This window comes from Haloarcula sp. S1AR25-4 (assembly GCF_031624555.1).
In the GTDB taxonomy this organism is placed as follows: Archaea; Halobacteriota; Halobacteria; order Halobacteriales; family Haloarculaceae; genus Haloarcula; species Haloarcula pellucida.
Genome location: NZ_JAMQOR010000001.1, coordinates 374,417 through 400,741, shown reverse-complemented (window position 1 = coordinate 400,741; position 26,325 = coordinate 374,417). Strand labels below are relative to the sequence as shown.

Genomic DNA, 26,325 nt, shown 5'->3' with positions numbered 1-26,325 from the left:
CGCAAGACGGGGGTGGATCTAATGGACGAACTCGACGAGCTCCCTGTCGTAACCGACAGGTCAGAAGAGTACCTCAACCAGCGTCAACTACTCGACTACCGAACCGAACGTGAGGCTTGTCTCGAATGGCTCCTCACCTTCGGAAAGCGACCAGATGAGGCAGTTGGATACGCGGTGGGTACAGTGAAGCAAGGTGCGTATCGGATGGATCAGTTCTACCGGTTTGTGTGGGACCAAGAGGACGGGTACACGGGAAACGTCACGCACGAGCACGCCGACGCGTGGATGAAAGAACTCGCGCGTGGGGACGCGAGTGCGACACACAAGCGCAACTGCCAGAAAGCGATCAAGCGACTGTTCAAATGGCGACATCACGAGTACGGTCGTAGTGAATGGGATCCCGATATCACGTTCGCTGCCGACTCTAGTACGAACCCTCGGGACTTCCTCACCCGGGAGGAGCGATCTGCGGTGCGCGAGGCGGCGCTCGAATACGGCTCCGTTCCTAACTACAACAACCTCTCGCCGGCGGAGCGAGACAGGTGGAAGCAGTACCTCGCCCAACGATTTGAGAAACCGAAATCGGAGATCTCACCCTCTGATTGGGACCGCGCGAACGGGTGGAAGGTTCCGTCGCTCGTTTGGACGAGTCTTGATGCGGGACTCCGACCGGTCGAGGTGGAACGGTCGGAAGTCGGGTGGGTGGATACGGACAACGCGGTTCTCCGCATCCCGAAAGAGCAGAGCGCGAAGAACCGGGATCATTGGGTTGTCGGTCTCCAGTCCCGGACGGCTGAAGCACTCGACAACTGGCTCGCTGAGCGCGAGACGTACCCGGAGTACGACGACACGGATTCGATCTGGCTGACTCGGAAATCGAATCCGTACACCACGAACTCGCTCCGATACCTGCTGCACAACCTTTGCGATATTGCTGACATCGACACCACTCACCGGCAAATGAGTTGGTATACGATACGTCATTCGATTGTCACATATATGACTCGTGAGGAGGACCTCGCGGCCACTCAGGCACAGCTCAGGCACAAGAGCGCCGAAACGACAATGAAGTACGATCAAGTTCCAGTGGAAGACCGCCAGGATGCGTTAGATCGGATGGGATAGACGCAGAGCTACAATAAGCGGCTACTCATATGGCACTGTAATGCTTCTTCAACCGAGTCTTAGAGGATATTCGCTGCTGAGCGTTGGAGTTCTTCAGTCGGGTGGACGTATCGAGCCGCTGACGACTTACTTTGTTGTCGCAACTGCTTCGCGACGATTTTGAGATCCTTGTACTTCTCATACGTGTAGGTGCCGACGGAGTTGTGCTTCTGCGTCGTACCAGTGGACTCGCATCCGATTGACGAGCGCTGGACGCCACCCTGCAGCCTTCTGAGTTGCGATGAGCGACGGGATTTTCCAATTCTTGTTGACCTTCTTCCAATCCGCCGGTCTGACTTCGCTCTTGGGTTTACCGAGTTCTTGTGCGAGGTATGCTCGCCAGCGGTCGCGCTCGTCGGGGGTGAGGTTGTTGTACTTCGGGATGGACTTGTAAGTCAGCGACGTATCCCAAAGCAAATTGACTTCGTCTTTGGTGAACGGGTCTGCCCCGTTCTTTGCCGGCTCATCGTTGAAGCTAATATCCGGCTCCCAATCTGAACCATTGAATCGGAACCAATTGACCAGTGCGTTCGAGATCTTTCGTTTGCTTCCCTCGGCGTACCGATCGCCATCCTGGCGTCGGAAATCGTCGGTGGCAAGGGCTTCGATTACTTCGTTCGCTTGTTCCTGCGAGATATCTGTAGAAGTTTCGTCGTTTCTCCAGACCCACTCAATAGCTTGCAGCACGCGTGAGACTCGTGCCCCGATTGACTGTTCGGAGTACCCAATTTCTTTTCGTGGATTCTTCCCTTCTGATTCGAGGTACCCTCTGAAATCTTCGAGTTTCGATTCGAAAATGACCTCTTGCCGTTCGTTTAACTGCGGGAACGACTCCTCTGAGTCATCCGCGGAATCACTACTCACAGTCGCCACCATCCCATGTGAGTACCTTTCCTGGTTCCGGGGGGAGTGTTAGTTGCCTTTGATTCTGCGTTCTCGAATCTGGCCCCTCGAGACGGTTATCATGTGCCGTGTGAAACGATACGATCATTGACCTACGAAATTAGAGTAACTACCTGTTTTAAAGGGTTAGTTTGGAGAATTTGATAAAATAAAAATTTTAACAGTACTTGAGGGAGATATGTTACTTCAGGGCTGTTTTCTAAGCCTCATTAGCGTCTCGGTTAAGCGTCAGCGAATTCGGCGAGTGAGTGGTTCGAGGCGTCCACGATCCACTTCCCGATTTGAATGAGTTTGAAGTCCTCGATTGGTTCTTCGAGCGCCTCATCGAGGTGCGACTGAACGGCTGGTGAGAGTGTCTCGATAGCAATTGCAGTTAGGATGTGCTGCGTTAGGGCGTAACTGCTCGCTAGACTCGTCGGTGCGATCACAATGACATCAGAACTATCGACAGCTTCGAGGGCGAGTTCAGCTTCTCGATACTGATGGATCGTCCCAATGAGATCCGTAACAGGAAACAGCACACCCGCATCCCCATGGGAGATACTCGCCCCTGCTGAGTTGAAATGCCCCTTGAGCATAACTAAGTTACAATTTATGCTCAAAGTGCATTAGTATTACGGTGGTAGTCAGTGGCTCTTGCCGCTGCGACCCTCACTAGAACTGAGTGACTCGAAACTAATTGTCGGATATGCCTCGGGAACTGTACCATTGTACGGCGACGGAACTCGCTACAAGCTCCGTCGAGCACCTCTCGTACGACACGACGCCCGCCGACGCCGCCGCGTGGCTCACCAACAACGGGTACGATACCGCCCCGATCTATCGAGACGGGACTCCCGTCGGATTCATCCACATAACCGACATCGACACAGACACCGACGGAGACGACCTCGCCGATCACCTTACCCCGCTTACCATCGATCACATAATCAGCGGCGACGCAGCGTTCCCAACAGTTCTGTCCGCCCTCATCGAGAAACCAGTATACTTCCTCGGCGGCCACAACCACGTCAATGGGGTACTCACACGCGCGGACCTCAACACCGGCCCCGCCCGAATATACCTGTTCGACCGCATCACGCACCTCGAAGAACACCTCCGCGAACTCATCCTCGACAAAGCACCCGACTGGAAAAACACGCCAGTAACAGTAGACGAACTTGATGACATCAACTCTCGGTACGAAGACGCGAAAGCCGCCAACATCGAATTAGACGAACTGCACTACGCACAGTTCTCGACACTCGAAACAATCGTTACCAGCGTCGAAGCCTGCTGGCAAACTTGCGGATTCACCTCGAAAGGCGGTGCAAGCACGCGACTCCACGAAATCACGGAGCTCCGTAACGACGTCGCCCACGCCAACCTCCTCATCGAAAACACCGACAGCAACGACTTCCTCAGCTCCGGCCGAACCACTGAGAACCTACACGACACGCTCGAAACTATCAATCAAGTACTCACCCAACTCCAAGACGCCGGACATGACCCGGACCCCGAAGAGTAACACATGACAGAGGAACGTCCCAAACCCACCGCGGAATAACTGCGGACACACTTTCTCCCCCACCACACAATCATCTCCACCCAACCCGCGCTCGAGGTACGACCCCGATCAATGCTGCCATAGGTGATAGACGATCTAGCACAGACTCAATCTTACCGCGAATGCGGTTCATTGTCTCGCCGTTCCCACAACGTTCCAAGATGGAACGCAAAAGCCACAGCGATTACGAGCCCCACAATCAGAAGTGCCAACTGGTACGCACTCGCTGGCGCACCACCAAGTGTTCCGATCACACTATACGCGGCTAAAACCAGCCCGGCAAAAATAGCGAGCAAGTGATAGCGAAACTCTGTCATACGCTTTCTACACACTCCAAATAATTAGTCAAAACGGCCAATCCAAGCACAAATACCGAAGCGTGACCGGACGCTTCAGGCGAGTACGCTGACGGCCGTCGCTTCACCCAAAGAGACCCGGCTTCTTCATCCTGTGCTATGCTCTATCACCACCTACTCCTCATCTCGCTACGACCCTCCATACCTCCCGAGACTTCCCAAGTTCGCGGTACTCTTTCTTCCGCTCGAAGGCGTCAATGGCGTAGATCATCTTGTTGTCCTTGTCCCAATCGATCAGGGCGCGGAAGTCACCGACGCGAAGCTTGTAACCAGGGTGATTCTTCAGCCGGTCAAGAAAGCGGCCCGGAAAGTCACCGATGTCCTCCAACTTGTTAATAATCCGCTCAGCGTTCTCCGGCTCGAACAGCTCCAGCGTTCCGACCAACATCTCCGTCAGAACAACTTCGTGAGCCACCGTTCTGCCCTCAGTCGTCGATACCGAGGCGCTCGCGGGCCTCGTCCGTCGACATCGTCCGTCCCGCCGCCACATCCGCGTAGCCCTCCGAAACACCCTCTTGCGCGCCAGGCGTCAGAATAGGCTCCGTGGTGTCGCGCAGCACCTCACGGACAAACTCCGAGCGGTTGGTGTACTCCAGTTCCTCGGCCAGTTCGTCGATCTCCTCCAGAAGCCGCTTCGGAACCTTCACGTTCAATTTCACCATATCCCTGTCGCCGTAGTCGTCCGCACCCGTGGTCATACTCCGTGGCACGCGGGTAGTACTCAAAGAACTGTCTCTCACTCGTCGTCGCAAACAGCCTCCCGGAATCCCTCCAGAAAATCCAGATTTGTCTCATGACTGCGGTTCATATCTAAGTGAGATTCCATACGGCTCTAATACAACACCAGACTCATCGACCGGCACCCGGAACTCGTGTTAGACTCTGCAGACGTTGTATTCCGCTTTGCCCCGAAAGCGGAGGAGCGATGCGTGCGTGTAGATATGTCGGACCGATCGCCGCGGTATGAACTCCACGCCCCGAGCTACGCAGCGTAAGCAAAGAGTGGATCACCGCCACTGTCACTGCTCGCGGCAGCCACATGGATCAAGACACGCCAATCATTCGACGAGCTCTGCGACATTCTAGAGATACGAGCGAGTCTCTCCTACGATGTGTTCTTGGTTTCCGAAAAACCGCCGCTCAACCCGGTTCGGGCCGACGCCGCGCCAGGCGTCCAAGAGTTCAAAGGAGACATTCAAGCACACATGGCGGACGACGACAACCAGTAAGCCGAACCAGTGCAAGCGAGACAGATGCGCCGACCGCTCTCAAAAACTATTCCGGCGCGACCACGTCTTCACACGCCGGACACTCAGCCGATATACCTTCCGAACCATCGTTTCGCTCATATTCTACCAACGCCCACGCGGGAGAAATGCTTTCACCACAGTCCGGACAGTGACCAAGCCGCTCCGTGTCCTCAGGCATGGAAAGGGAATGGAAGGAGCGTGTGACAGTCGTCCTTCCAGGCGAAACTCGGCCGCTCACAAAAATAAGGGTTTGGTGGTGGTGATATCTGATCATTACTTACGATCTCTGTTGAGGACGGGGACGGGGGGAGGGGGTGTGTCCGCAATTCCATGACACCCGTTGAGAGGTATTCCAGCAGATCAGGATTCCGCAGTCGAGATGCTGCTGTTGGGAGAGGGTATTAGAAGATGATGGTTAGAGGTGCTGTGTCGGTTGTATTCTGTGGTTTGACTTGCTGTCTAGCTGTGCTGTCCGGGTGCCTGATTTTGCCGGCACCATAAAGTATAATGCTTACTTACTAGCGTCTAGACGCTAGACTAGAAGAAGAGGCGTTACAGCCTCTTCTGACACTATCTCGTCTAACCGCACTTCCGCTGTAGTCCCTCTCACTGTCTTTCACTGTCTCATCCATCTAGTCATCCTGGCGGATTCTCCGATGAAATGTGGCCCCACAAACCCCGTCATGGAATTGCGGACAACCCCCCTCCCCCCGGGGTGGAGATGTTGAAGGGCATATTGCAGTGCTATTGAACTTTCAGAGAATATTCCCGAAGATATTCAAAGATAACCCCCTGTCCGCAATTCAGTTGCCGACAATAACCCCCTGTCCGCAATTCAGTTGCCGACAATAACCCCCTGTCCGCAATTCAGTTGCCGACAATAACCCCCTGTCCTGAAAACAAATCGATTGCAAAGTCTGATGCTAACGCACTGACCAACAATCGAGTGGCACAGCGAGCTCAGAGGCGGAACAGATTGACCGCACTTTCCGCAAATATCAGTATACCTATATACTTGATTCGACTCCAGAAGAGAATTAATAAAGGCTGCTATAAGGAAATTCTCTTTAGATTATATAAGAACTCGAAACTATCAGTCTGAAACTTTTTGCACGAACTGTTCTAATTTCATTGTACGACGTCGTAAGGCGATTCTGTAGGGATTGTCATTGAAATACATTAAACAGTAACGCACTGCTGTCCTGCGGTTTTGCACATAATGTAGTAAATATACATGAGTACGTAGAATGACTTATTTGATAGAATACTTAGAAAACGGATTTTCCGTTAATAACTCAGATTCACATCGAGAAATCGGGAAATACTCGTATTCTCACGTCTTGCGATTTCTCACAAACCGGTGTAGATTTACATTGGTGTTCATTTTCTTGCCGTGCGGCGGTTTTGTACTAATCGTCACAGATTTCAATGTATTATTAACACCAGCTGCGACTACCGGCTGAGTCCCTGTTCTGCGCCTCATCGATTTTTGCGGATTCTGGTCGAGATTTTCCCCCTTGTAGTCTTGCGATTTCAACGGTTCTGCAACAGATTTACATTGATATTACCGGGGGTTCTGAACAGACTTCTGAAATCACGAATTTCGCTTAGGTTTTAGAGAGCTTTAGAAGCTCGGCGGAGAAATATATGGGAGTCATTGGGGTAAGTCAAATGTTCTACACCCTCGATACTGTCCCAAGATGGGTGACCTAATAGACGGTTGAGGAGGATTCACCTCCCGTAGCGTTGGAACCGCAGTTGCCGGAGGGGGCTTCCGCTTTCAGACGCCATGTGGGTAGGCTGAAGTTTGCTTGTATCAGTTTGGTAAGGTACAGTATTCACCGGGCATTCGAGCGGCGTCCGTTACGGGTACATAGTGATTCGTGGGTGTGGTGGTGGGAGATCTCGTGTTGGTTCGCCAAGTGACTTTGAGACTGAGGCATAGGCGAGTAGTAATTGCGACTGCTCTCTGTAGTGTATGCGTGGCATAGGGGGTGTGTCCCAACACCGACAATCGATTTTATAATTATCCGGGCTTGATTCTCACTTGAGGGTGCAGGCACTCCCTTGCCTTTGCGGCGGGGACTGTCCCGGTCCAGCACGTGCGGTCATAGCGCACGTGCGTTGACACCCGGTATTGAGCGAACGGGGACCTACTGGAGGGGCGGTCCATTTCGTCTATCCTGTCAGGGGCGGCGGCTGATCTGATTCTGTAAGCATCTGAGCGAGTTGTGTGCCGTCGATGAGGCGCATCTTCTGGTCGAAGTCCTTCGCGTACTGCCGTGCCGTGTCAGTGAAGTCACTACTGGTCACGACGATGACTTGGTCGGCGTCACCGGTAGCGATGTGACTGGCGAGTTTCTGTAGTACTGGACGGCCGACTAGGTTCCCCGTGTCGAACTGTTTGACCTCAATAGCGACACGATCCCCTCGCTGCTGTGCCCAAATATCGACTCCACCGTCTCTTGTCGCCTGCGTCGCGCGGGTCTCGTACCCGTTCGACTGGAAGACTAACGCGACAAGTCGCTCAAACTCTTCCCACTCGAACTGGTACAGATGATGCCGCTCCCAATACGTTTCGCTCATCCGGTCAACGAGAGCCGCTACCGGTTCGACGAGCTCCGGCGAAACGGTCTCTAATCCCGTGTCGACGCTTTCTTTCCACTCAGCTGGCTGGACGCTTGGGTGTTCCGCGTCTACGCGATTGAGGAATTCAAGGACAGCGACCGCGTTCTCGATTAACTGCAGTAACGCAGCAGTGTCCTCGTCGAATCTCTCCGCGTTTAGCTCCGCGTACATGTAGTCAACCACTCGGTCGAATGGGTGCGACGGGTGCTGACGGTGTGCGTCAAGCGCCGCCTCAACAGCGTTGAGTATCTCTTCTAATCTATCGATGCGCGCACCGTTGATATCCCCTGTGTGTAGATACTCGCCGAACACCGCTGGAAGTTCGTCGACGAGAGGCGTTCGGTAATCTTCCCGCACAGTCTCGACTTCAGATGCAAGCGTAACGAGTCGCTCGGCGACCTCAAGCCCGGAGTTGAATTGTGAAAGTGATGGCTCGCCAGCGTCGGTACCAGTGAGGCGGGCAACGACATCAACGTCCAGGTTGAGGTGCGTCCCGGCGGTCCCTGGCCACTTGTTACGAACATCACTAGCTTGCGATTGGAGATCAACGCGCCGGGCACGCTCACCGATCCACGACCGCACATCATGCAGGCGGCGGACCACTTCTTGTGCAGCCATGTCGACCGCATCGGCACCCCTGTCGTTACGGAGCTTTTCGAGTCGCGTCGTAAGTTCCGACACACCGTCGTCATCGTCTTTCTGGAGGAGAATCGAGTATCCCTCAAGCACAGTTTTCGCAGCACCAACCACAGCCTGCTCACCGTCAGGATCTCCCTGCACGTTCGGGTGTCTCGCAGTCAGCATCTCTCCGAGTGGTTCCGTGACTGCAGTCGGTTGTCCACCTTCGGTAGCGACCGAAGCAAGCTGCTCTTCGAACGATCCGAGTTCGTCATAATACGCCGTCATCGCATCAATAACCTCCAAGTTGGACGGCGGTGTGTACACCACTTCTGGCGGCTCCTCGACCGTCTCTGAGGCAATCACTGCGCGGCGATACGGAAGCTCGAAACCGTGTCGCGCGAGGAGTTCATAATCGAGTTGTTGAACGGCGCTGTCCAGCTTTGCGATTCGCTGCTCCACTACTCGTTTCTGACGCCGAGCTTTCTGCAGATTCAACTCCACCTCAGTTTGCAGCGTTTTCCCGCCGGACTCCGTCAACCGCTGGTCGATAACGTCAGCCGCTTCTTCATAACACTCAATCGCTGCAGCATACTCGTTTCTACTCCGCAACCGGTCCCCTTCCGCCATTCGCTCCCGAATATCCCGGTAAATTTCCTTCAGCTCGTCACTCGGCTCAGATTGGATGTTACGACGAGCGTTACGTAGACCTAAGTTGATCTCTGTTTCCAGCGTTTTTCCGCTGGATCCCGTCAACTGCTGCTCAACAAGGGTTTTCGCTTCCTCATACGATGCAATCGCTGCCTCGTACTCCTCATCCCTCCGGAACCGGTCGCCTTCCGCAATCCGTTCCCGAACAGCTCTGTAACTCGATACGTAAGACTGCCCCTGGTCCGCTTTCTCTCCCGTGTCTTGACGCGAGACACCAGACTCCCCGTCCGTACCTGCCTCTTCTAGCACTGCATCGACATCCCCACTACCAGGCACGGAATCTTCATCGATCAGTCGCCGCCCGCGCTTATTCACACATCCCAAGAGCTTACCAGCAATCTCACGAACCCGCCCATCAGTGCGTTCTCGTACGCGCTTCAACTGCAAAATGGCTTCATGATATTGGCCCGCCGCGAGTACCCGCTCCCCCGATTCCGCCAGCGCATCACCCTCCGCTATCTTCGAAACGGCAGCATCAATCTCCGGCACTCCCGAACGCTCGAACTCATCACTTGGCGGCATTACATCCACGTCTCCACGAAACCATACTACCCTACAGCAATCCCTGTCACAAAATAAAACATGGGAGTACCACCTGCTTCAAACTCGCTCTGTTAGCACAGCTCCCGGCAGCAAGCATCGCTACCGGTGCAACGTCGGCTCCTTCCAAAGAGGAGACCGCAGCGCCATCCCAATACCGCTCAACCAGACGACCAATACTGACCGGTCTCCGGCTTCCTCTCACTCACCGATGTCGTTCAACACATTATCCTCACGCGGTCATCAATTCGAAACTCCAAGCAGCGTGCTGTCTGAATAAAATCCCGTGTTAAGAGATATCGACGGCTTGGGCGTCCTCGGTTGGATACCACGTGTACTTGTTGCGGTCTGCGAGTCCAACACTGCGGAGTCGGCTCAAGATGGATCCGACGTCACTGCGTTCGTCTCCGTTTACGTTCGGGTTTGTGAACGGTGAGTCAGGTACCGTGCTGGCATCCGCATGGATGTCTCGTCGAATCGCACCGTCGGGGTTTTGACACAACGCTTTGAGGACCACTCGTTCCATCTCAGTCAGCGCTGCAACAGCGGTGGCCGGGTCGTCAATCCCGCCGAAACGCGTCTCTGGTGTCGCCCACTTCTCTAGCATGAACTCAATGAGTTGCTTTTCCCGGTCCTCGATGTTCGCAATCGACCACTCATCGTATTGGTCTTGAATATCCGTTTGGACCCACAGTTGTGAGTTCCCGTACCCTTTGGAGTGTTTCGTTTCGAACGAACAGTTCCCCCACGACGAGTTCCATGACCGACTCGCCAGCGTCAGATTCCCAAGCCGGTGGACATTCCCGTTGTAACGCGCTTCAGGACTCGGGTACTCCCCGCCATCGGTCAATGGTAATTCCTCAGGTGACTGCGGCCAGATGTGTTCGACTGTGTACTCACTACCCATTGCTTCCGCTAACGAGGGGCCGCCACGCTCACCCTCTGTTGCGGCACGATGCCTGTTGAGGAAGTAGAAAAAGTACCGGAGGTCCTGTGAACTTGCTTTTGAGTACAAATCAGTCGCAGCGGCAGACCGCCTGAACTGCGCGTCATCTTCGTACCGGTTCATCACGTTCACGAGACGACTCACCCACACGTCAATCGGACTGTCAGCACCGATATCTCGCGCCCGAATGTACAGACTCGATTCGCCCGTGTGACTCGGGTGATTCCCGATGGAATACACGCGGAAAATGTACGTCTCAATCGCATCCAGCAATTCCAGTCGCTCATCATTGGAAAGTTCCGGCCATGCTTTCAGTACCAACGGGTAGAACTTCCGGGCGTGACGCAAGCGATGTATCCGGTCGATTAACGATGCAATCTCATCGTCACCGCGATACGCAAGCACATCTGATAACGCGTTGAATCCGCGTTCCAAATCAGCTGTATACTCCTGAATGTATTCGAGACACGCTTCAGGGTCTTCTAATCGAAGTTCTCGAATCCGGGTTTTCAATTCCGTTAGGAACGTCGGGTCGCTGTGTTGGTCACTGTCCGACCAATCGAAAAACGAAATGAAATGATATCGCTGCACCGCGTCATCACTAATCCCACCCACGTACGGTGATTCCAACATTTCCTGGTGATAACTGTACATCTTCCCGAACGCCTGTCGAATGCGCTGAATAACCGTTTGCGCGGTAGGCTCATCAGGCGCAGCCAAATACGCCGTCCGCATCAAGAACGACTTCGTCTTATCGAACGTCGACAGTGACCGGCCGCGATCGTTCACACTATCGAAAATCAACGTCGCTTTCTCCGGGTTATCAGCGTCAACCACGTACACCATCAACTCTAGTTCGACGATGGTCTGCCACAGCTGCTTAATTGAGTTCGCAACCCCGACTAAGTCTCCATCAGCCGACTCAACAAGGTCCGCCAGTTGCGCATCAAAGTACGCCTTCGCATCAACCATTTTCCGCTGTGACGGCCGCTCCGGCTCCGGGACATTCCGGCCGTCAATAATTCGCTGCAGGTACTCATTGTCCGCCTCATCCAGCAGCTCCAACTGATAAATATTATCGTCACACAAGAACGTCTCGCGCATCTCCGTCACATCCGCTACAATCTCGTCTTCATGCGCTGTCGACGGTGCGAGTTCAGCTAAACACTCAGTCATCGCCGTCACCAACAACGCCAGTGACGTCAACCGTTGCTGCCCGTCGATCAGTAAGTTCACGCGCTTCTCCGCCGAGGTGCCGTACCCGCTTGCATCCCCGCCAGTTACCGTTTCATCGGTCTTCTGAATGATGATCGTCCCGAAATAATGCTGTTTCCCACTCGGCAGATTAAACAAGTCAGTCCACAAGTCATCCCACTCCGGCTTCTTCCACGAATAATACCGCTGATACGCCGGCACGTGAAACACCCCGGCAGTCGTCAACTCCTCCAAAGACTTCTTCCCGGACTCCATACGCATGCAACAACACACCGCGTAAAAACCGCTACGGGCACCACACCCACAGTCACTAACTCCTGTCTACGCAAAGTTCGCCACAGGGCAGTAGGAAGAATTAAACCACCTCGCTGAATATATGTATATGAGCAGGTGGCGCACGGATCAATGATCCCTCCTTGAGGGTACTGAGTTCCGTGAGGCTACCTGGTAGCCTTTCCGAGAGCATACTTCTGAGTTACTTCTTTGCGAACCGAAGCGGATGAAGCGTTTCGACGGCCGTTTCACAGTCTCCTTTCCGCTGATGTCTAGCCCAACTGTATGCCGCTAAATCAGCAACCTGTAGCCCCGCCGCATCCTTGCTATCACGAGTGTCAAATTCAATCGGAGGAACCTCACCCGCAGCACGATCCAACACAGTCGCTACCTTCTCCGCAGGGTTTTGCCACACCTCAGAATCCAGAACGACGCACATCGAATCAACCGTACTTAGATCTACGTGAGTCGTCTGAAATAACGGGTTTAGTACGCTGCACAACGCCAGTGTCTTCAATGCCTGAACAGACTCATCGAAGTTCCCGATCACGTCAGTCAACACGTCATTGCCGATATCCGGATTCACCGCGTGTACTGACAATCGGATCGGGTACGTAATCTCCCACGGCAACCGGGTCTGCTCAATCGTCGGGTCATCATACTCAACTTGATTCAAACACCCAACAGTCGTATTAACAACCGCAACCGGCAATGCAGCTCCCTTCAGCTCAGACAACGTTTGAGACCCATGCAACGCACTCTCAGCAATCGTCTTCAATTCATCAGCCGTATGCCGTAACACCTCATTCGCCCGGCCCCGCTCAGAAAGACACCACGTAGCCGCCACTACATAGTATGACCCTTTAGACGGATTCCCACTCTCATCAACATGCACGAACAACGTCCGAGCCATCAAACCAACAGGATACTATCACGCTAACACTCATGCGATATATTTCATTCCATCACTACCAAGCTATCACTGTCACACGACCACGAGGTACATCATGGGCCACGCAGATAGTAAGTGCAGAAGCTGCGGTGAGCCAGCCCCGTTCACCAGTAAATCAGGGCAGCCGTATCTCCACGCCCACCACATCCACGAATTGAGTGACGGCGGGTCAGACACACCTGCAACCGTCGTCGCTCTCTGCCCGAACTGCCACTACAAAATCCACCACGGCGTCGATGGTGACGAGTTCAACGAGCACCTACGCAGAAAAACTCCCGCAACTGGAAGACGCGTAACCCGGCCGCGTAAGAGGCTACAGCGCCTTCTCCAGTTCTTCTAACGCCTCAATCGTCTGCTGCAACTGCGTTTTCGCCTCCGACCACGAGATGTCCTCACCGTCTTCCTCGGTCGACTCTTGATCTGCCTCGCCGCCATCGCTCAGCACCCCTGATTCACCTTCACCTTCAACTGCGTCAAGTCGCTGCTGCGTCTCGGCATCGGCGTCCCCATCAGCACCCGGAACGTCCGTGGCCGAGTCACCAGCGTCTGCATCGTCCGGCGGCCGCCCGCCCCTGCTATCCAGCGCGTCAAGGGGAAATGCATACGCCTTCGCACGCTTTTCTTTATTCCACGTCGTCCGCTCGACCACGCCGATCACGTCGGCGACGGCATCACGGTCACACCCGCGGTTAAGCGCTTGCCGAACTCGTTCATCCTCCGCGCGGTGCAACAGAGTTTGTGGGTCATCAGGGATGCGACCGCGAGCTGAGGTGGAAATCTGCCCGACTAACCCCCACTGACCTGTTTCAGCTGACTGGTCGACGATTTGCTTGGTTCGTGACGGAATCGCGTTGTCCAACCCCATTAAGACCCACAGGCGCTCCCGGACTGACGACACCGTCAAGTCCGGCGTGAGTTGCTCCGCGATGTCACCCGTGCTTAACGGGCCGTGGCGCGCCAGGACCTGCAGGATCTCGACGTCCTGCGGGAGTAACACTTGCCCGTCAGCGTCCGTCAACTCAACCGGCGCATCATCTTCGGACGGTTGGTTGTGCAGCCAGTTGTGACACTTGCGACACACTGCGGTCAGATTCTTCAGATCGTGCTCGTCCATCTCGTCGACGTCACGGGTCGCGTGATGGACGTGCAGCGTCGCTTCCCCACCAGCACCCGGGCCTTCCCGACCGCACCACTTGCAACGATGCCCGGCAACATCCAACACTTTCGACCGCGTCGCCGGGTCCACCGTCTCGTTCGAGACATCCTGGTCGGTCATGCTCCCACCACCACGGTACCGCTTCGCCACTGATCGTTCGTCGTCGATACGCCGCGCTTCTCACGTCGCTTGTTACGTTGCATGTTTACTTTGCCAACCGCGTTTTTCTACCGCAGCTATCCCGCGTGTATCCCTGGTATATCGCTTCAATACTGCCTACACCGCGCACTCGTCGACTCGATTCACCGAACTGGATCTCTTACCCGTGACTCGTCGGCGTCAACGATTTCACGTTGAAATCAGAGCGACTGCAGTACCGTTCAGCTAACCGGCCAAGCGCCGCCGTGCGAAGCACATCCGCCACGTTATGCAGGATAATTTCAGTGAAACACCCGTCTTCGAACGCTGTGACTGCTTCCGTGCTATCATCGAACGGGTCAAGGGCACCGAGGTCCCCATCACACAGTACGTCGTACGCGGTGACGAGATCCGAGTTCGATTCCCCGTCCACACGCGTGTTGAACAGCTTCTGCATGAGCGGGAACACGTCCGCGTACGGGACATCGAACCCGCCGTTCCACGTTTCACCGTTGAACGCTACGAGTAACACGTCATCATCTCGAAGCCGCATCGCCACGAACTCCGAAACCGCCTCTAACAAGCGGACTTCCGAGTCGTGGACCGACACGATCACGTGCTCGTCAACCCGGTCCTGCACGTACTCTTCCACCCCGTCGCTGGTCCGCCCGTGGGTCTGGCAGAACACGCGCACCCCTAATGGTAACGCGAACCCAACCACGGTCACGACGTCGTCGACGTCGAACCCGGTTGTCTCAATATCGAACGCGACCTGCTCTAACGCGTCAGCCATCACGCCTCACCTCCAATACCGACAGTGCGTTCCGGCACGCGATCCGAATCCGCGGGTCGAAGCCGGAACTCCCCAAACCCGAACCGCGAATGCGTCCCGACCCGTAACACGCCGGTCTTTGCTGTGCGAACGCTGCCACTCCCGGTAAATCTGACTACCTGCCCGTGATCCACCGTCTCCAATGCATGCACTTCCTCACCGTTCACCAGCCGGGTTTCCCGGCGACGCAACGACCCGTCAGCATCCCACCACCACGGGACATCTTGCCCGTCAGCCCCCGGGTACTCACTCTCCAGAACGTACGGTGAGACGAGCTCCAACTGCAACGACGTCTCCTCGACCCGAGAGTAATCCAAGTCATCCAATTCAACAAGATGTGTGTCCGTCAGAGACAGTTCACCGAGCCCGTAATTCCTGGCTGCCCCGACCCGAAGCCCGTCCAGCACGCCCTCGTCGACCGGGAGGACATCACCGTCGCGCCCGGCATGAAGGTAGCACTGTACGAACCACTGCACCGACCGCTTCGAATTGCTCACCTCTGGCGGGCGGCCAAACCAGCACGACGGTGCGAACGCGAGCCGGTCACCGTGCCGAGTCACATCATGCGTGTTGTGCGCGTCCCGCGGCCGGGAATCCAGCAACCATCGCTGCGCTGCATCCCGAAACACGAACAAGTCCTCGTACTGCTCGACCTCCGGAAGCGACTTACCGAGCACCCCGCCGTACCCGTCTTGGGAGTGCGCCGCCGGGAACGCCCCGTACTCGGCCGGGACGAACACCCCGTGACTCACGTGCAACTGCTTACGAGTCCGAGCGTCGACGCGACGAGCCAGCGCGTTGTACAACGCATTCCCCGTCACGTGATACGGGTGCCCCTGATAATCCGTTTCCAACTCGAACAGCACCTGCTGGATACGAGTCACGCTAACACACCCCCTACGCTTCCACTGGAGAACCTCGGCTTCACCGCGCATCACCGCCGTACACGCTGGTGTAATCCTGGATGTACGCGAGCGCCGTCGACCACGACCGAATCCGCCGCAACTGCGCATCCAACCGCCGCCACCGCCGATCACCCTGATCGAACGGATGCGCCGACAACCGCGACCAGACGTCTGCAAACGACCTGGCCGGACACGACCCTAACGGAGCCGACGGCCGGTCTCCAGGCTCACCCGTCACATGCAGCGACATGACCGGCGACCACAACACCGTCCGAAACGGTTCCACTGCGTTGGATTCCCGGGCCGCTTCAGCAGTCCAGCCTTCCTCCGGCCGCGGGCCTGACGGCCTCGCCACGAGATGCAACTCCTGAAAGTCATGCCCGGCCCGGTAATTATCCAGCAACGCCGCCACGAGCAACACGTGGAACTGCAGCGACGAGTACGGGTAGTAGACGGATTCGTTGAACGCCGCCGCGGCCTGGCTCGTCAACCAACGCGCGTGCAACACTTCGGGATCCGTCGACAACACCAACCAATCGAACGGACCGTCAACCGAAGTAGGAATCCAGTCAGACGCTACGGCCGTGTCACCTGTCGCCAGCGACAACCGACGCGGCGACCGGTGATTCGAAACCGTCTCATCAGGCGCTCCTTTCGGCCGCGACAATCGAGCCGCATCCCCATCAGCACCCAACGGCACCGACTCGTTCACTCTGGCGTCGCGGAACACCTCTTGGGCCGCATCATGTGACCGGCCCCGCAACTTATGCACATCATGGCGATACGCCGCGACCATTGGATCCACATTCGAGCCCACCTCAGGCTCCTCGTGCGGCGACTCGAACGGCACATCCGACGTCACTCCGCATCAACCACCCGGCACCGGCAGGTCACCATCACGACGCGCTGTGCGGGCCTGTAACGCCTCCACGAACTTGTCCCGGCACTGCGCCTGCCACAGCTCGTCTTTCCGCTCCATCTCGTTCGTCGCCGACCGCCGCCGATCATACACGCACTTCACCTCATCCTCAGAGTACAGCGGGTTCAGGACCTGTGCGTCGACCATGCCCGCGCCGAAATTCCTCGCGCCCCCAAGTTGGAAGGCATACTCGTCACTATGCGCATCCAGGAACGCGACAGCTTCCAGCAAGAGCCCGACGAACTCAGGCTTCGTCTCCCGCAACGTGAGTTTCCACGTCCCCACAAGATTCCCGACCACGTCCCGCGTCGAGTGTCGCAGTGGTTGCCCACCATCCTCCTCATTCCGCGAGCGAACCTGCGTGTGCAGTTGGCGGTAATGCGCTTCGGCTTCACCCTTCGTCACGTCAACCTGACTGCGAACCGGGGAAAACGAGACCGGACGCCGAATCAACTTCCCGGGACTTCCCCCGAACCCACCGAACAGATCGTACACCACACAGCCAGCATCCACATCGTCCGTGCAGCTACCCTTCTCGTGATACCCGGACTCCAAATCACGGTCGTACACGTCCTCAAGTCTGAAGTTCGCGTTCGACTCACCCGGATGGCATGCTGACGCACCTGCCGCCTGCAGAACCGCCTCGCAGCCATGACGAACCCACCCTGACAGCGCGAACGGCGAAATCTGGCCCGCGATTTGATTCTGCGGATCATCCGCCTCGTAGCGATCCGAGGACGCGTGATGCCGATCGGTTACAATCCCATCCCCCGGAGCCAGCAGCCCGGCATCGAGGCCCACGTACAGATCGGGCAGTATCAGCTCTTCTTCCTCCTCGACAGGCAGGTTGAGTACGGATCTATGGCAGAGTTAGTGACGCGCCCGGTGTAGGTGCTGGTTGTCTATGTGGTCTGTTATACGTGTTTCCCGGTCGACCACGTACTTCCTTGCCAGTCGAAGATTGCGCCGTGTTGTTCGGTGTAGCGGATGAATTTGCTGAGCATGTTCCCCATGGGTGCGTTGGCTTTGATTTCGTCGCGGTTGCCGAGCATGATGAAGCGTTGTTTCGGGCGGGTGCTGGCGACGTTGAACCGGTTTTTGTTCCCGGCGAATCGCATGCCGCTGGTTTCGGTGTTGACGGTGCTGAAAATGATTGTGTTGCGTTCGCGGCCTTGGAAGCCGTCGACGGTCGAGACTTCGAGGTCGCTGTATTCGGGGAGTGCATCGTCGATGAGGCTGCGCTGGCCGCGGTATGGAGTGATGACGCCGAGTTCGGATTCGGGGACGACGTCTTGACGAATGAAGTGGGTGATGAGTGCTTCGACGGCGTCGATTTCGGCTTCGTTTATTGTGCCACTGAATCGGCGTCGCCACGCTTCTTCTCCTGGCACGTCGACGAAGACGACCGGTGGGCCGTCGGCGATTGCAGCGGGTTTTGAATCGACGTCTGTTGGCGGGGTCCAGTCAGTATTATCCGGGCATGAACTGTCGGTTTCGATGTTGTCGTCGTAGACGTGGGTTTGTGCGAAGCCGATGATATCTTCGTGGCTTCGGTAGTGGTGTTTGAGCCAGCGTTCGATGTCGTACCGGTCTCTGAGGAATGTGAACAGCGACGCGCCTTGTGGTGGGCTGCCGTCGGATGTTGACGCGGTTTTGATGACGGGTTGGAGTTGGTTGTGGTCGCCGACGATAACCCATTTTTTCGCGTTGACCATGCCGAGCAGGCCGAGTGGGACGGAGATTTGACTGGCCTCATCGATAACGACAGTGTCGAAGTTGATGTCTGCGAGTCCGCCGAGTTGTGAGCGGATAATCGTGGCACCGGTAATATCGGCGTTTTGTATGGAGATGGCTTCGGCACTGTCTTGCAGGTCCTGGATTTTCCGTTGGATTTCGGTCAGCTTTGCTTGTTTCGCGTCCACTTGCGCGCCGTTACTGAGGTCGCTGATGCTATCTTTGAGCTCCTCTACTTTGTCGAGGACTTTGTTGACAGTGTCGTTGTCGCTGTTTTCCACTGCTTTTGAGAGCATGAGCTCCATGGAGCCTTTCGAGAGTTTCTCTGGCCGGCCGACGCGAACGACTTGGTGGTCGCCGTTGCTGGCGAGTTTCTCGATAACGTTGTCGACCGCGATGTTGGTGTGGGAGGTCACTAGTACGCGTTCGCCAGTGGCGGCGAGTTCTTCGGCTGCTTTGGCGATGACTTCCGTTTTTCCTGAGCCCGGGGGCCCGACGACAAGTGAGAGGTCTCCGTCAGTCAGTCCGAGAATCTTGGCGATGACTTTCTTTTGTGAGTCATCTAATTCGAACCCTTCGAGACGCTGCCATGAGGTAGGGTGTTCTGGTTCTGGCTCGTCAATGGTCTGCTTATCTAAGGTTTCGATCAGACGCGGGGCGTTCGAAGCGAGTTTCGAGACCGTGCGGTCATCACTGGATGTCTCCCAAGACCGGAATCCGCGGCGGGTTTCGAGGAGGAAGCCGGCCTGTTGCGTGGTAGCGATACTGGACTCTGAACTGCAAATCGTGAGTGTCTGTCCTTCGGCCAATCCAGCGGCCGAAGAGTGTCCGTAATCGATGTGGATATCCTTGTGGTCTGTATTGACAATCCGCCCGAGGCTGTCGAGTCCTGAGTTCGTAATTGACCCGACGCGACTCCCTGCTTCAACCCACCCCGGGAGCGATGTATCGGCTCGGACAATCAGGAAATTACTGGCTCTGTTCTGGCGAAGCACCGTCACATCCATTTGCTGTCGCCATCGGGCGTTCCCCTCTTCTTCCCCTTCGGCGTAGACGAGTGCTGGCCACCCCGGAAACCGAGCGTCACATGCATCACACCGGTACTGGAACGGCTCGTCTAGCTCGGCCCCGCACCTATCGCAGTGCGTGTACGTGGGTGTGTCCGCAGAATGTGCCTTCTCAATACGTTTCAACTCCATTTTATGCGCAGCGAAGTAATCCGCAACCCGCTCGACTTCTGAGGCAATTGCGGGGGTATGGACAGTTTCCACCAGATAGTCTCGAATATGCGAGGCTAAGAGCGCGAAACTAGTCTTGGTGTCGGTGTCAGTATGATCGACAACTTCGTGACCAACACATCTGATGGTCGCTGCAATGGCTGCATCGGATCCGTAGGTTTCCTTGCAGAATTCGATACCTTCGGTGGGATGGTTCTTGAGCCAGGTTCGCCGTGTCCCGACCTCATCCAGTATTTCGACATTGAGATACGGTGGCTGATTCGCAACGAGATACCCGCCGTCCGCGAGAATATTAATCAGATGCATCGTCTCACTCGGGACATCTAACTCCCGACCAAGCTCTTGATAGACTCGCCAGGGGACCATACCCTCCATCCTGCAAGCTTACATAAATAACCCTTCAGCCAGTTGCGATTCTTGATAACTCAACGTGCCTGTACCTGTTGCACTATTGAACTAAAACGAGAGACGTGATAGACCAGTACTGTCGAATAAAAAATCTGTCAGATATTCGAAGCAATATAAGGAGTAGGTGACTTGGTAGAATCCTTGTCCGGACTCACCCCCGACTAGAACATATTAGATATTGCTCAGTGTGGACCAGAATCGGCTGATTTGACATAGCAATTATCAGTTGAATAGTTACTCGTGCTTCTATATGCGCGTTCCAATGATATCGCTGAGTGCAGGGTAGTCGGCAAACATGAGCGTGGTTCGGTCGAGGTAGTCCTTACTGAGGATTATCGATATTCTCTAAGAGATCAGCGAACTCCTCGAATACGGTATCTGTATTGATTGAGCGGTCTTCACACCAGTCTACAGCCTCTTCCTTGGTGAGGGTGCGAAGTTCTTCACCGTACGTTGTGCCTTCCCGTGCTTCCTCGGCGTACTGAGTAGCGGCACCCCCCTGACAGTGAAGGAAGTACTCTCCACTCGGATCCTTGTAGAGGGTTTCTGCGAGCGCGTGGAAATCACTCTTATCTACTATAGATCCGTGCTTGGCGATTTTTTTCGGCGCTTTCCGTATCGTAGACCTTCCGGTCGATAATTTGTCGCATTGCAAACGATAGTAATTCACGGTGTTTAAAAACAGTTAACCCAAGGTGGTTGGGCGATATTCAACCCAAACACATACAAAATGCCGGGGATGATTATCAATGTATGAGTCCAGACCCCGAGGGTTCCAATCGGCGTGGTCGTGACGCCGCCAGCGATCTTCGAGAAATGAATGACCAGAAATGGACAGAACTTGCCGAAGAAACCTCGTTAACGAAGCGACAAGTAGAGATGTGGGAACTCGCAGTTCGCTATGATTTGAAGCAAATGTACGTTGCGTCGGAATACGGTATTAAGGAAAGCACCGTATCAAGACACGTCGAGCGTGTCCGTAAAAAGGCGGATCAAGCCGATAATAAAATCGAAGAGCTACAAGCTGAATTACAAAGGTGGAAAAATACAAAACAGTATCTTGAACAATAACCCATACTGCAGCCGTGCTATTATCTGTATTCAAGAACCCGAAAACCTCCAGAGGTAGCCCTGAAGCACGCACAACCGTTTAGTGAGCGACGATGATTAGGGTCCGATGCCGTCTACGCTCAGTAAAGCGATTTCGAGATACACAAGTATCATAGTATGAGCGTGAAGTGTGTTTCATATGCCTTCTGTCAAGAAATACCAATCTGAGTCAGGCTATTACGTCAGAGCGAATATACAAGGCCGGTTTGTGACGTTGCAGTTGAGTCCGGAGGCTGAGGGGCTTCTTTCTGAGCTTGGGTTTCAGGATGGTGAGAGTATTTCATGGCAATTTTTGAAGCCGTTGTGTGATAGCGGGCACGCGTATACCAATAAGTCTGGTACTGAGGTGGCAACGGACACGATTGATACGAATGGCGCTGTGTCAGTTAATTTGCTGAATTCGGAGGATCAGGAGCGGTTAGAGGAGTTCCTTGCTGAGCATGCGTCTGAGCACGACACGGGTAATGATGGGAGTGAGTCAGACGACGGGGGAGATAGTTCGATTGACCCGAAGGATATCGGGAGTAATGAGCGGAGTTTCATCAAGAAGTGGAGTCCATCTGATGAGGAGTATGAGGCGACGCTAAATCGCATTGCACGGGCCGATGACACTGCAGGTATCGTGAAGTCAGTCGCGCATCACGGCACGGAACATCCGATGTCTCCAGGACGATTCCGAGTGAGTTCTCAAGGAATTCCTACGTATTCCTTTGAGACTGGTCCGGTTGCATGGACAGTACATGATTATCGGACTGTACGGAGCGTTGATACGGATGCTGAGTTGTTTTTTGATATTCGACCAGGGACAGCGAGCGCACAGTCTATCACGATTAGAACGGGCTCAGCGGAGTGGCACACGAAGGGAAAGCGGTTCACTGCAGAACAGGTTGACGACTTTGTGACAGTTGCACCGGATATCTTGTATTACACTCGTCATTTAGTGAGTAGCCCTGCTGTGGACCCGGAAGAGATAATCAATGGTACTGACACGGATGTCCCATCGGCAGGAACAAACCAGGTTGACGCACTGACAGCGATTCAATCGGTTGATCCTGCTGAGTACGCTCGCGCAACGGGTGTCGTGCTTACATTCGGTGAGAAGGGATACGGACGGATTCGATCACACACAGGTCATACGTTCCCATTCAACAGTGACGACATCGAGAGTGAGAGCGTTGAGGCCAGTGACGTCGTTACTTTCGATGTAAAACACAATCGAGGAAGCGTGTGGGCCGATGAGATTCGTGCCGAAGATAGTGGGGTGTCAGGCTCTGCAATCATTACTCGATGGCCTGACTGGCACGATCGGTCACTCGCCTGGATTCGTGAGCATTGGGCTGAAGACGAGGTGGAAAATGAAGACAGTTCAGACACGATTGTATTGCCAAGTGAGAACGAGACTCAAGAGTACGAGACTCTCACTGTCACCGCTGATTTACTACCTTTCTACTTAGTATTGAATCAGGATGAGACAGCGGAGACGGTTGATATGGCTATCCGAACGCTGCTTAAGGACAGTATCGACGGGGAATTACCTGCCCCACGCTCACCAGTGGTGACAAAGGAGATTGATATTTCGCTTCCGCGGAATCTCGTATTGATGATTGAGTCGGTCGTTGAGACAGCTCCGGAGTACCGTTCACAGGCAGAGTTTGTCAACGCGGCATTACAGCAGCACGTAGCTGACCGAGAAGAGGAAGAGATGACAGTACGGATCCCACGCGGCTATCGAAACGTAGCAGAGCAACTCGCTGAGGATCGAGACATGTCCACGGCAGAGTTCGTCCAGGCTGCGGTTGAAAACCTCATTGGGACAGAACTCAACCGAAAATTGTAGTCCACGTCAGCTGCCTTCCGTGCTGTTTCTGAGCAATTAAATTCCGATGAGGGTGGGAACTGCTTTTGATCTGTCGGTTACTCGGAGTGCATAATGCCGTTTATCGGGATTCGCGGTGATCGGCCGGTTTTGCCGTTGGAGGTAGCTGATGATGGGTTCGTGTGGTGCCCGAGTTGTGAGGGGAAAATGAAGGTGCGGGAGGGAGAGAAAGTTGCGAGGCATTTCTATCATGTCCCGGTTGATTCGGAGTGTTGTGGTGAGTCGGCAGCGCACGTTGAGATGAAGCATATTGCGGCGCAGAAGTTGCTTGAGCGGTATCCTGACGCAGAGGTGACCATCGAGTCTTCGATGGTGGACGGGCAGCGACGGGCTGATATTCGCGTGTCATTTGCAGAACCAGATTCGCAGCTCGGTCGTGGAATCGCTGTGGAAGTACAGCGGCATCATCATCAGAAGTCGGTTCGAGCTGTGACAGAGGATTATCTGAGTGCAGGGTTCAGCGTGCTATGGTTATCTGAAGTAGATTATGACGGGACACATCCGGGGTATGACGATGTGACGTTGACAGACCCGGTGCCAGTGTGGCCGTATGCTGTGCCGCAACTGATCGAGGAGCAGTCTCGTCCGGGTGAAATAGGTGACTGGTCCGTACAGGTAAGTGAGCGGGGGTTAGCGCCGTTCGTAGAGAACAGGCAAATGGGGCAGCGCACACTCGGTGCGTTTGCCGAAAGTGCAGGCACAGGCCAAAAGGATGTCACAGCGCCGGACTGGTCACTGGAGCGGACTATCTCGCTGGCACTGACCCCGGAAAGCGAAACGGTCCAGGATTTGACGGCAGAGATTTTCCGCGACCTCATAACTGAGTTCGAACAGGAGAAAGACGTGATCCAGACGGTGGAGGATTATCGAGAGTCTACGAGGTCGTCGGACCGGAATTGCTATGTGAACGAATGGTTTGCTGGCGGGCCGCGGGATCCGTGCACTATCGAACTCATCGTCAGACCGAGCGGGGAACCAGTAGAGTTGTCCGTTGAGAAACGACGAACTGACAACGCGTTGTCTGTCTCGGTCGAGCAGGATATCGTTGATGTGTTCACGGACCTCGTGGCCACAGTATGTACTGAACTAGCGTTCGTCTCTGAATTAGAACCACAGACATCTGGTGGGACGGCCGTCTGGTCGCACGAATTTGCACAGCGAGCCCGGCCAGTCAACTGCACAATCACTCGAACGCACGGTGAATGGGTGGAGCTTTCGCTACACCGATCCAAGACAGAATACCAACCAGTGGAAACGATCTCAGTACGGGTGTTACCAGCGGATATCGAGATGCTTCTGGAACTATGTGCCCGGGTACGGCTGCACGTTGATACCGGTGCTGAATAGCGGGATACTCAGATCCAGCCTCCAGGTTTAACCGCCAAGTGAGTAGACTGGTCTACGGGTTCCTCAACTGCATCATATAGTGTGTCTCCAGACTTTCGATTGGTAATCAACTGTAGTCATATCATGAGTGTGTAATCATGGGCCTGACAGCGTATTTTGTTGCGAGTGTAATTGTAGGACGTTGGTGAATTCGTGTGGTTGATTCAGGTTTGAGGGTGCAGGTTTCGCCGAGTGCGTAGATACGTCTCTGTTGGTTAACTTCGAACAGCGTGTTGGTTAAGATTGTCCCCGAGCGGCGTTGAGTCTACGATACACTCGGTACGAAACGTGGATTCATAGTAAATCTTAACATTTCAGAAGTAGCAGCTGTTCGGACAGTAGTCGCGTGTCTCACCTATTGTAAAGTAGGAGCCTATTGTACAGTATTTGCCTTATCTGACGTCTCTAGCTACGTCTCAGATTTATATCCGGATAGGCTCCTATTTGCTGGAAAGTCGGTTTGCTCCCTGAATTTTAACCGTAACCATAAGAAATAGGGAATATGACGAGTGAAGACCACTCTGACAGCGACACTCCAGAGACACACAGTCATTCAGAACCAGAGAGGGAGGCACATCCCTATCCTGAGGATGTTGGTCCGCCGAGTGGATACAATCCAAAGCCGTTTGCTGGAACGGAGGTACCCGACGATCCTCGTTTTAACGCGGAGAAACGCAGTGATAAGAAATCACTGAGTGAGGTTGACCTCCCCCTCGAAGTGGTCAGCGGCGTGGGCTTGATGCGGAGTCATGTGAGTGATTACGGGATTACGGTTGACGAAGGACGGTTTATGCGGGCGGTGGTGAAAGCGATGAATCGGGAGTTAGAAGGGTATGACCTCACTGATTCGATGCGGGCCATTAGGGACCAGTATGAGATTGATGAGCGGAAACTAATTGACCTCGGGCACCTCAAGCGCCACACTGGTGCTAATGGGCAAATCTACTACTCAGTGACGTCGTCAGGTCAGAAGGCCTGTCGAAGGCAAAAGAAACAGGGGATTGCGGTTGGGGATGTCGGTGCTGACACGCCGCATCGTGTTGGTGTTGAGCTTGCCAAGCGTTATTACGAGTCCCTTGATGAAGTTAAATTCGTTGAACCCACTGTCAGGAAAGGAGGGAATGTTGCTGATCTCATTGTGAACGGACACAATCATTCACGGTACGCGATTGTGGAAGTTGAAGGAGGGTGGATCACCGCTGATAAATATGAAACTGAGGGGAACCCGGGGTCTAATCACTACGAGTCAATCCAGAATGATTACCGGCTGCTGGCCCAATCGGAAGGTGAGTCCGTGTGGCTGGTGCGGAATCACGAAATCGTTGGAACTGTGCTTAGAGCGTTACGCAGCGGCGACGACCTTGGATTCACGTTTCCGCTTGACATCATTAAGAAGGTTGAGAACGCGACGATGAACATCGAGACGTTGAACGAGGAACACATCTCGCCACTACAGGATGACGGCATCGATGAGATTGCGACGTTCAAACAGTTCCGTAACCGACTCTCATGAGGGAGAGA

At 54.6% G+C, this 26,325-nt stretch carries 21 protein-coding genes; 7 read left to right on the top strand and 14 right to left on the bottom strand.

Translation table 11 applies throughout. The annotated features are described in order from the left end of the window. Nucleotides 1-21 precede the first annotated feature (21 nt). Nucleotides 22-1,125, top strand: a complete 1,104-nt coding sequence (locus NDI85_RS02180; RefSeq protein WP_310914779.1) for a site-specific integrase — start codon at nt 22-24, stop codon at nt 1,123-1,125. A 177-nt stretch (nt 1,126-1,302) separates the two neighbouring features. Here NDI85_RS02180 and NDI85_RS02175 read toward each other — a convergent pair whose 3' ends face one another. Together NDI85_RS02175 and NDI85_RS02170 are read right to left on the bottom strand one after the other, a co-directional pair. Beyond that, nucleotides 1,303-2,028 carry a hypothetical protein gene (locus NDI85_RS02175; RefSeq protein ID WP_310914778.1) on the bottom strand — a complete coding sequence of 242 codons (726 nt, stop codon included), beginning with the start codon at nt 2,026-2,028 and terminating at the stop codon, nt 1,303-1,305. A gap of 260 nt (nt 2,029-2,288) precedes the next feature. Continuing rightward, nucleotides 2,289-2,645: a hypothetical protein gene (locus NDI85_RS02170; protein WP_310901765.1), complete on the bottom strand. Its 357-nt coding sequence runs from the start codon at nt 2,643-2,645 to the stop codon at nt 2,289-2,291. 110 nt (nt 2,646-2,755) lie between these two features. Here NDI85_RS02170 and NDI85_RS02165 point away from each other — a divergent pair, with 110 nt between their 5' ends. After that, complete coding sequence (locus tag NDI85_RS02165) at nt 2,756-3,574, top strand: CBS domain-containing protein (protein WP_310901766.1); 819 nt, start codon at nt 2,756-2,758, stop codon at nt 3,572-3,574. A 516-nt stretch (nt 3,575-4,090) separates the two neighbouring features. Here NDI85_RS02165 and NDI85_RS02160 read toward each other — a convergent pair. The 5 genes from NDI85_RS02160 to NDI85_RS02140 form a co-directional block, all read right to left on the bottom strand. Next, nucleotides 4,091-4,384, bottom strand: coding sequence for a type II toxin-antitoxin system RelE/ParE family toxin (locus tag NDI85_RS02160; RefSeq protein ID WP_310901767.1), 294 nt, complete (start codon nt 4,382-4,384; stop codon nt 4,091-4,093). Nucleotides 4,385-4,394: 10 nt separating this feature from the next. Next, entirely contained in the window at nt 4,395-4,667 is a 273-nt protein-coding gene (locus NDI85_RS02155; protein WP_310914777.1) for a ribbon-helix-helix domain-containing protein, read from the bottom strand. Nucleotides 4,668-7,397: 2,730 nt separating this feature from the next. Continuing rightward, on the bottom strand, nt 7,398-9,698 hold the full coding sequence (locus tag NDI85_RS02150; RefSeq protein ID WP_310914776.1) for a restriction endonuclease: 2,301 nt from the start codon (nt 9,696-9,698) through the stop codon (nt 7,398-7,400). Nucleotides 9,699-10,005: 307 nt separating this feature from the next. Continuing rightward, nucleotides 10,006-12,132: a DUF262 domain-containing protein gene (locus NDI85_RS02145; protein ID WP_310914775.1), complete on the bottom strand. Its 2,127-nt coding sequence runs from the start codon at nt 12,130-12,132 to the stop codon at nt 10,006-10,008. A gap of 220 nt (nt 12,133-12,352) precedes the next feature. Then, nucleotides 12,353-13,045, bottom strand: a complete 693-nt coding sequence (locus tag NDI85_RS02140) for a DUF3800 domain-containing protein (RefSeq protein ID WP_310914774.1) — start codon at nt 13,043-13,045, stop codon at nt 12,353-12,355. Nucleotides 13,046-13,157: 112 nt separating this feature from the next. On the opposite strand from NDI85_RS02140, the gene NDI85_RS22275 reads away from it, so the two are divergent. Further along, nucleotides 13,158-13,442, top strand: coding sequence for an HNH endonuclease (locus tag NDI85_RS22275; protein ID WP_396275500.1), 285 nt, complete (start codon nt 13,158-13,160; stop codon nt 13,440-13,442). On the opposite strand, the gene NDI85_RS02135 is transcribed toward NDI85_RS22275, so the two are convergent. The 7 genes from NDI85_RS02135 to NDI85_RS02105 form a co-directional block, all read right to left on the bottom strand. Then, nucleotides 13,416-14,378: an HNH endonuclease signature motif containing protein gene (locus tag NDI85_RS02135; protein ID WP_310914773.1), complete on the bottom strand. Its 963-nt coding sequence runs from the start codon at nt 14,376-14,378 to the stop codon at nt 13,416-13,418. The genes NDI85_RS22275 and NDI85_RS02135 overlap by 27 nt on opposite strands. A 199-nt stretch (nt 14,379-14,577) precedes the next feature. Then, entirely contained in the window at nt 14,578-15,189 is a 612-nt protein-coding gene (locus NDI85_RS02130; RefSeq protein WP_310914772.1) for a hypothetical protein, read from the bottom strand. Next, nucleotides 15,189-16,112, bottom strand: a complete 924-nt coding sequence (locus tag NDI85_RS02125; RefSeq protein ID WP_396275514.1) for a hypothetical protein — start codon at nt 16,110-16,112, stop codon at nt 15,189-15,191. The genes NDI85_RS02130 and NDI85_RS02125 overlap by 1 nt, the downstream gene beginning before the upstream one ends. A gap of 40 nt (nt 16,113-16,152) precedes the next feature. After that, entirely contained in the window at nt 16,153-16,983 is an 831-nt protein-coding gene (locus NDI85_RS02120; RefSeq protein WP_310914770.1) for a hypothetical protein, read from the bottom strand. An 18-nt stretch (nt 16,984-17,001) separates the two neighbouring features. Further along, nucleotides 17,002-17,898, bottom strand: a complete 897-nt coding sequence (locus NDI85_RS02115; RefSeq protein ID WP_396275513.1) for a hypothetical protein — start codon at nt 17,896-17,898, stop codon at nt 17,002-17,004. 68 nt (nt 17,899-17,966) lie between these two features. Further along, a complete protein-coding gene (locus NDI85_RS02110) occupies nt 17,967-20,390 on the bottom strand; it encodes an AAA domain-containing protein (protein ID WP_310914768.1) in 2,424 nt (807 codons plus the stop codon). Between the two features lie 364 nt (nt 20,391-20,754). Further along, nucleotides 20,755-21,087 (bottom strand): hypothetical protein, encoded by a 333-nt coding sequence (locus tag NDI85_RS02105; RefSeq protein ID WP_310914767.1) that lies wholly within the window; start codon nt 21,085-21,087, stop codon nt 20,755-20,757. Nucleotides 21,088-21,185: 98 nt separating this feature from the next. Between NDI85_RS02105 and NDI85_RS02100 the strand changes: the two genes are divergently transcribed. The 4 genes from NDI85_RS02100 (at nt 21,186) to NDI85_RS02085 (ending at nt 26,317) form a co-directional block, all read left to right on the top strand. Further along, complete coding sequence (locus NDI85_RS02100) at nt 21,186-21,503, top strand: hypothetical protein (RefSeq protein ID WP_310914766.1); 318 nt, start codon at nt 21,186-21,188, stop codon at nt 21,501-21,503. A gap of 178 nt (nt 21,504-21,681) precedes the next feature. After that, nucleotides 21,682-23,379: a hypothetical protein gene (locus NDI85_RS02095; protein WP_310914765.1), complete on the top strand. Its 1,698-nt coding sequence runs from the start codon at nt 21,682-21,684 to the stop codon at nt 23,377-23,379. A gap of 93 nt (nt 23,380-23,472) precedes the next feature. Next, complete coding sequence (locus NDI85_RS02090) at nt 23,473-24,765, top strand: competence protein CoiA family protein (RefSeq protein ID WP_310914764.1); 1,293 nt, start codon at nt 23,473-23,475, stop codon at nt 24,763-24,765. A gap of 541 nt (nt 24,766-25,306) precedes the next feature. Beyond that, entirely contained in the window at nt 25,307-26,317 is a 1,011-nt protein-coding gene (locus NDI85_RS02085) for a hypothetical protein (protein ID WP_310914763.1), read from the top strand. The last annotated feature ends 8 nt before the right edge of the window (nt 26,318-26,325 follow it).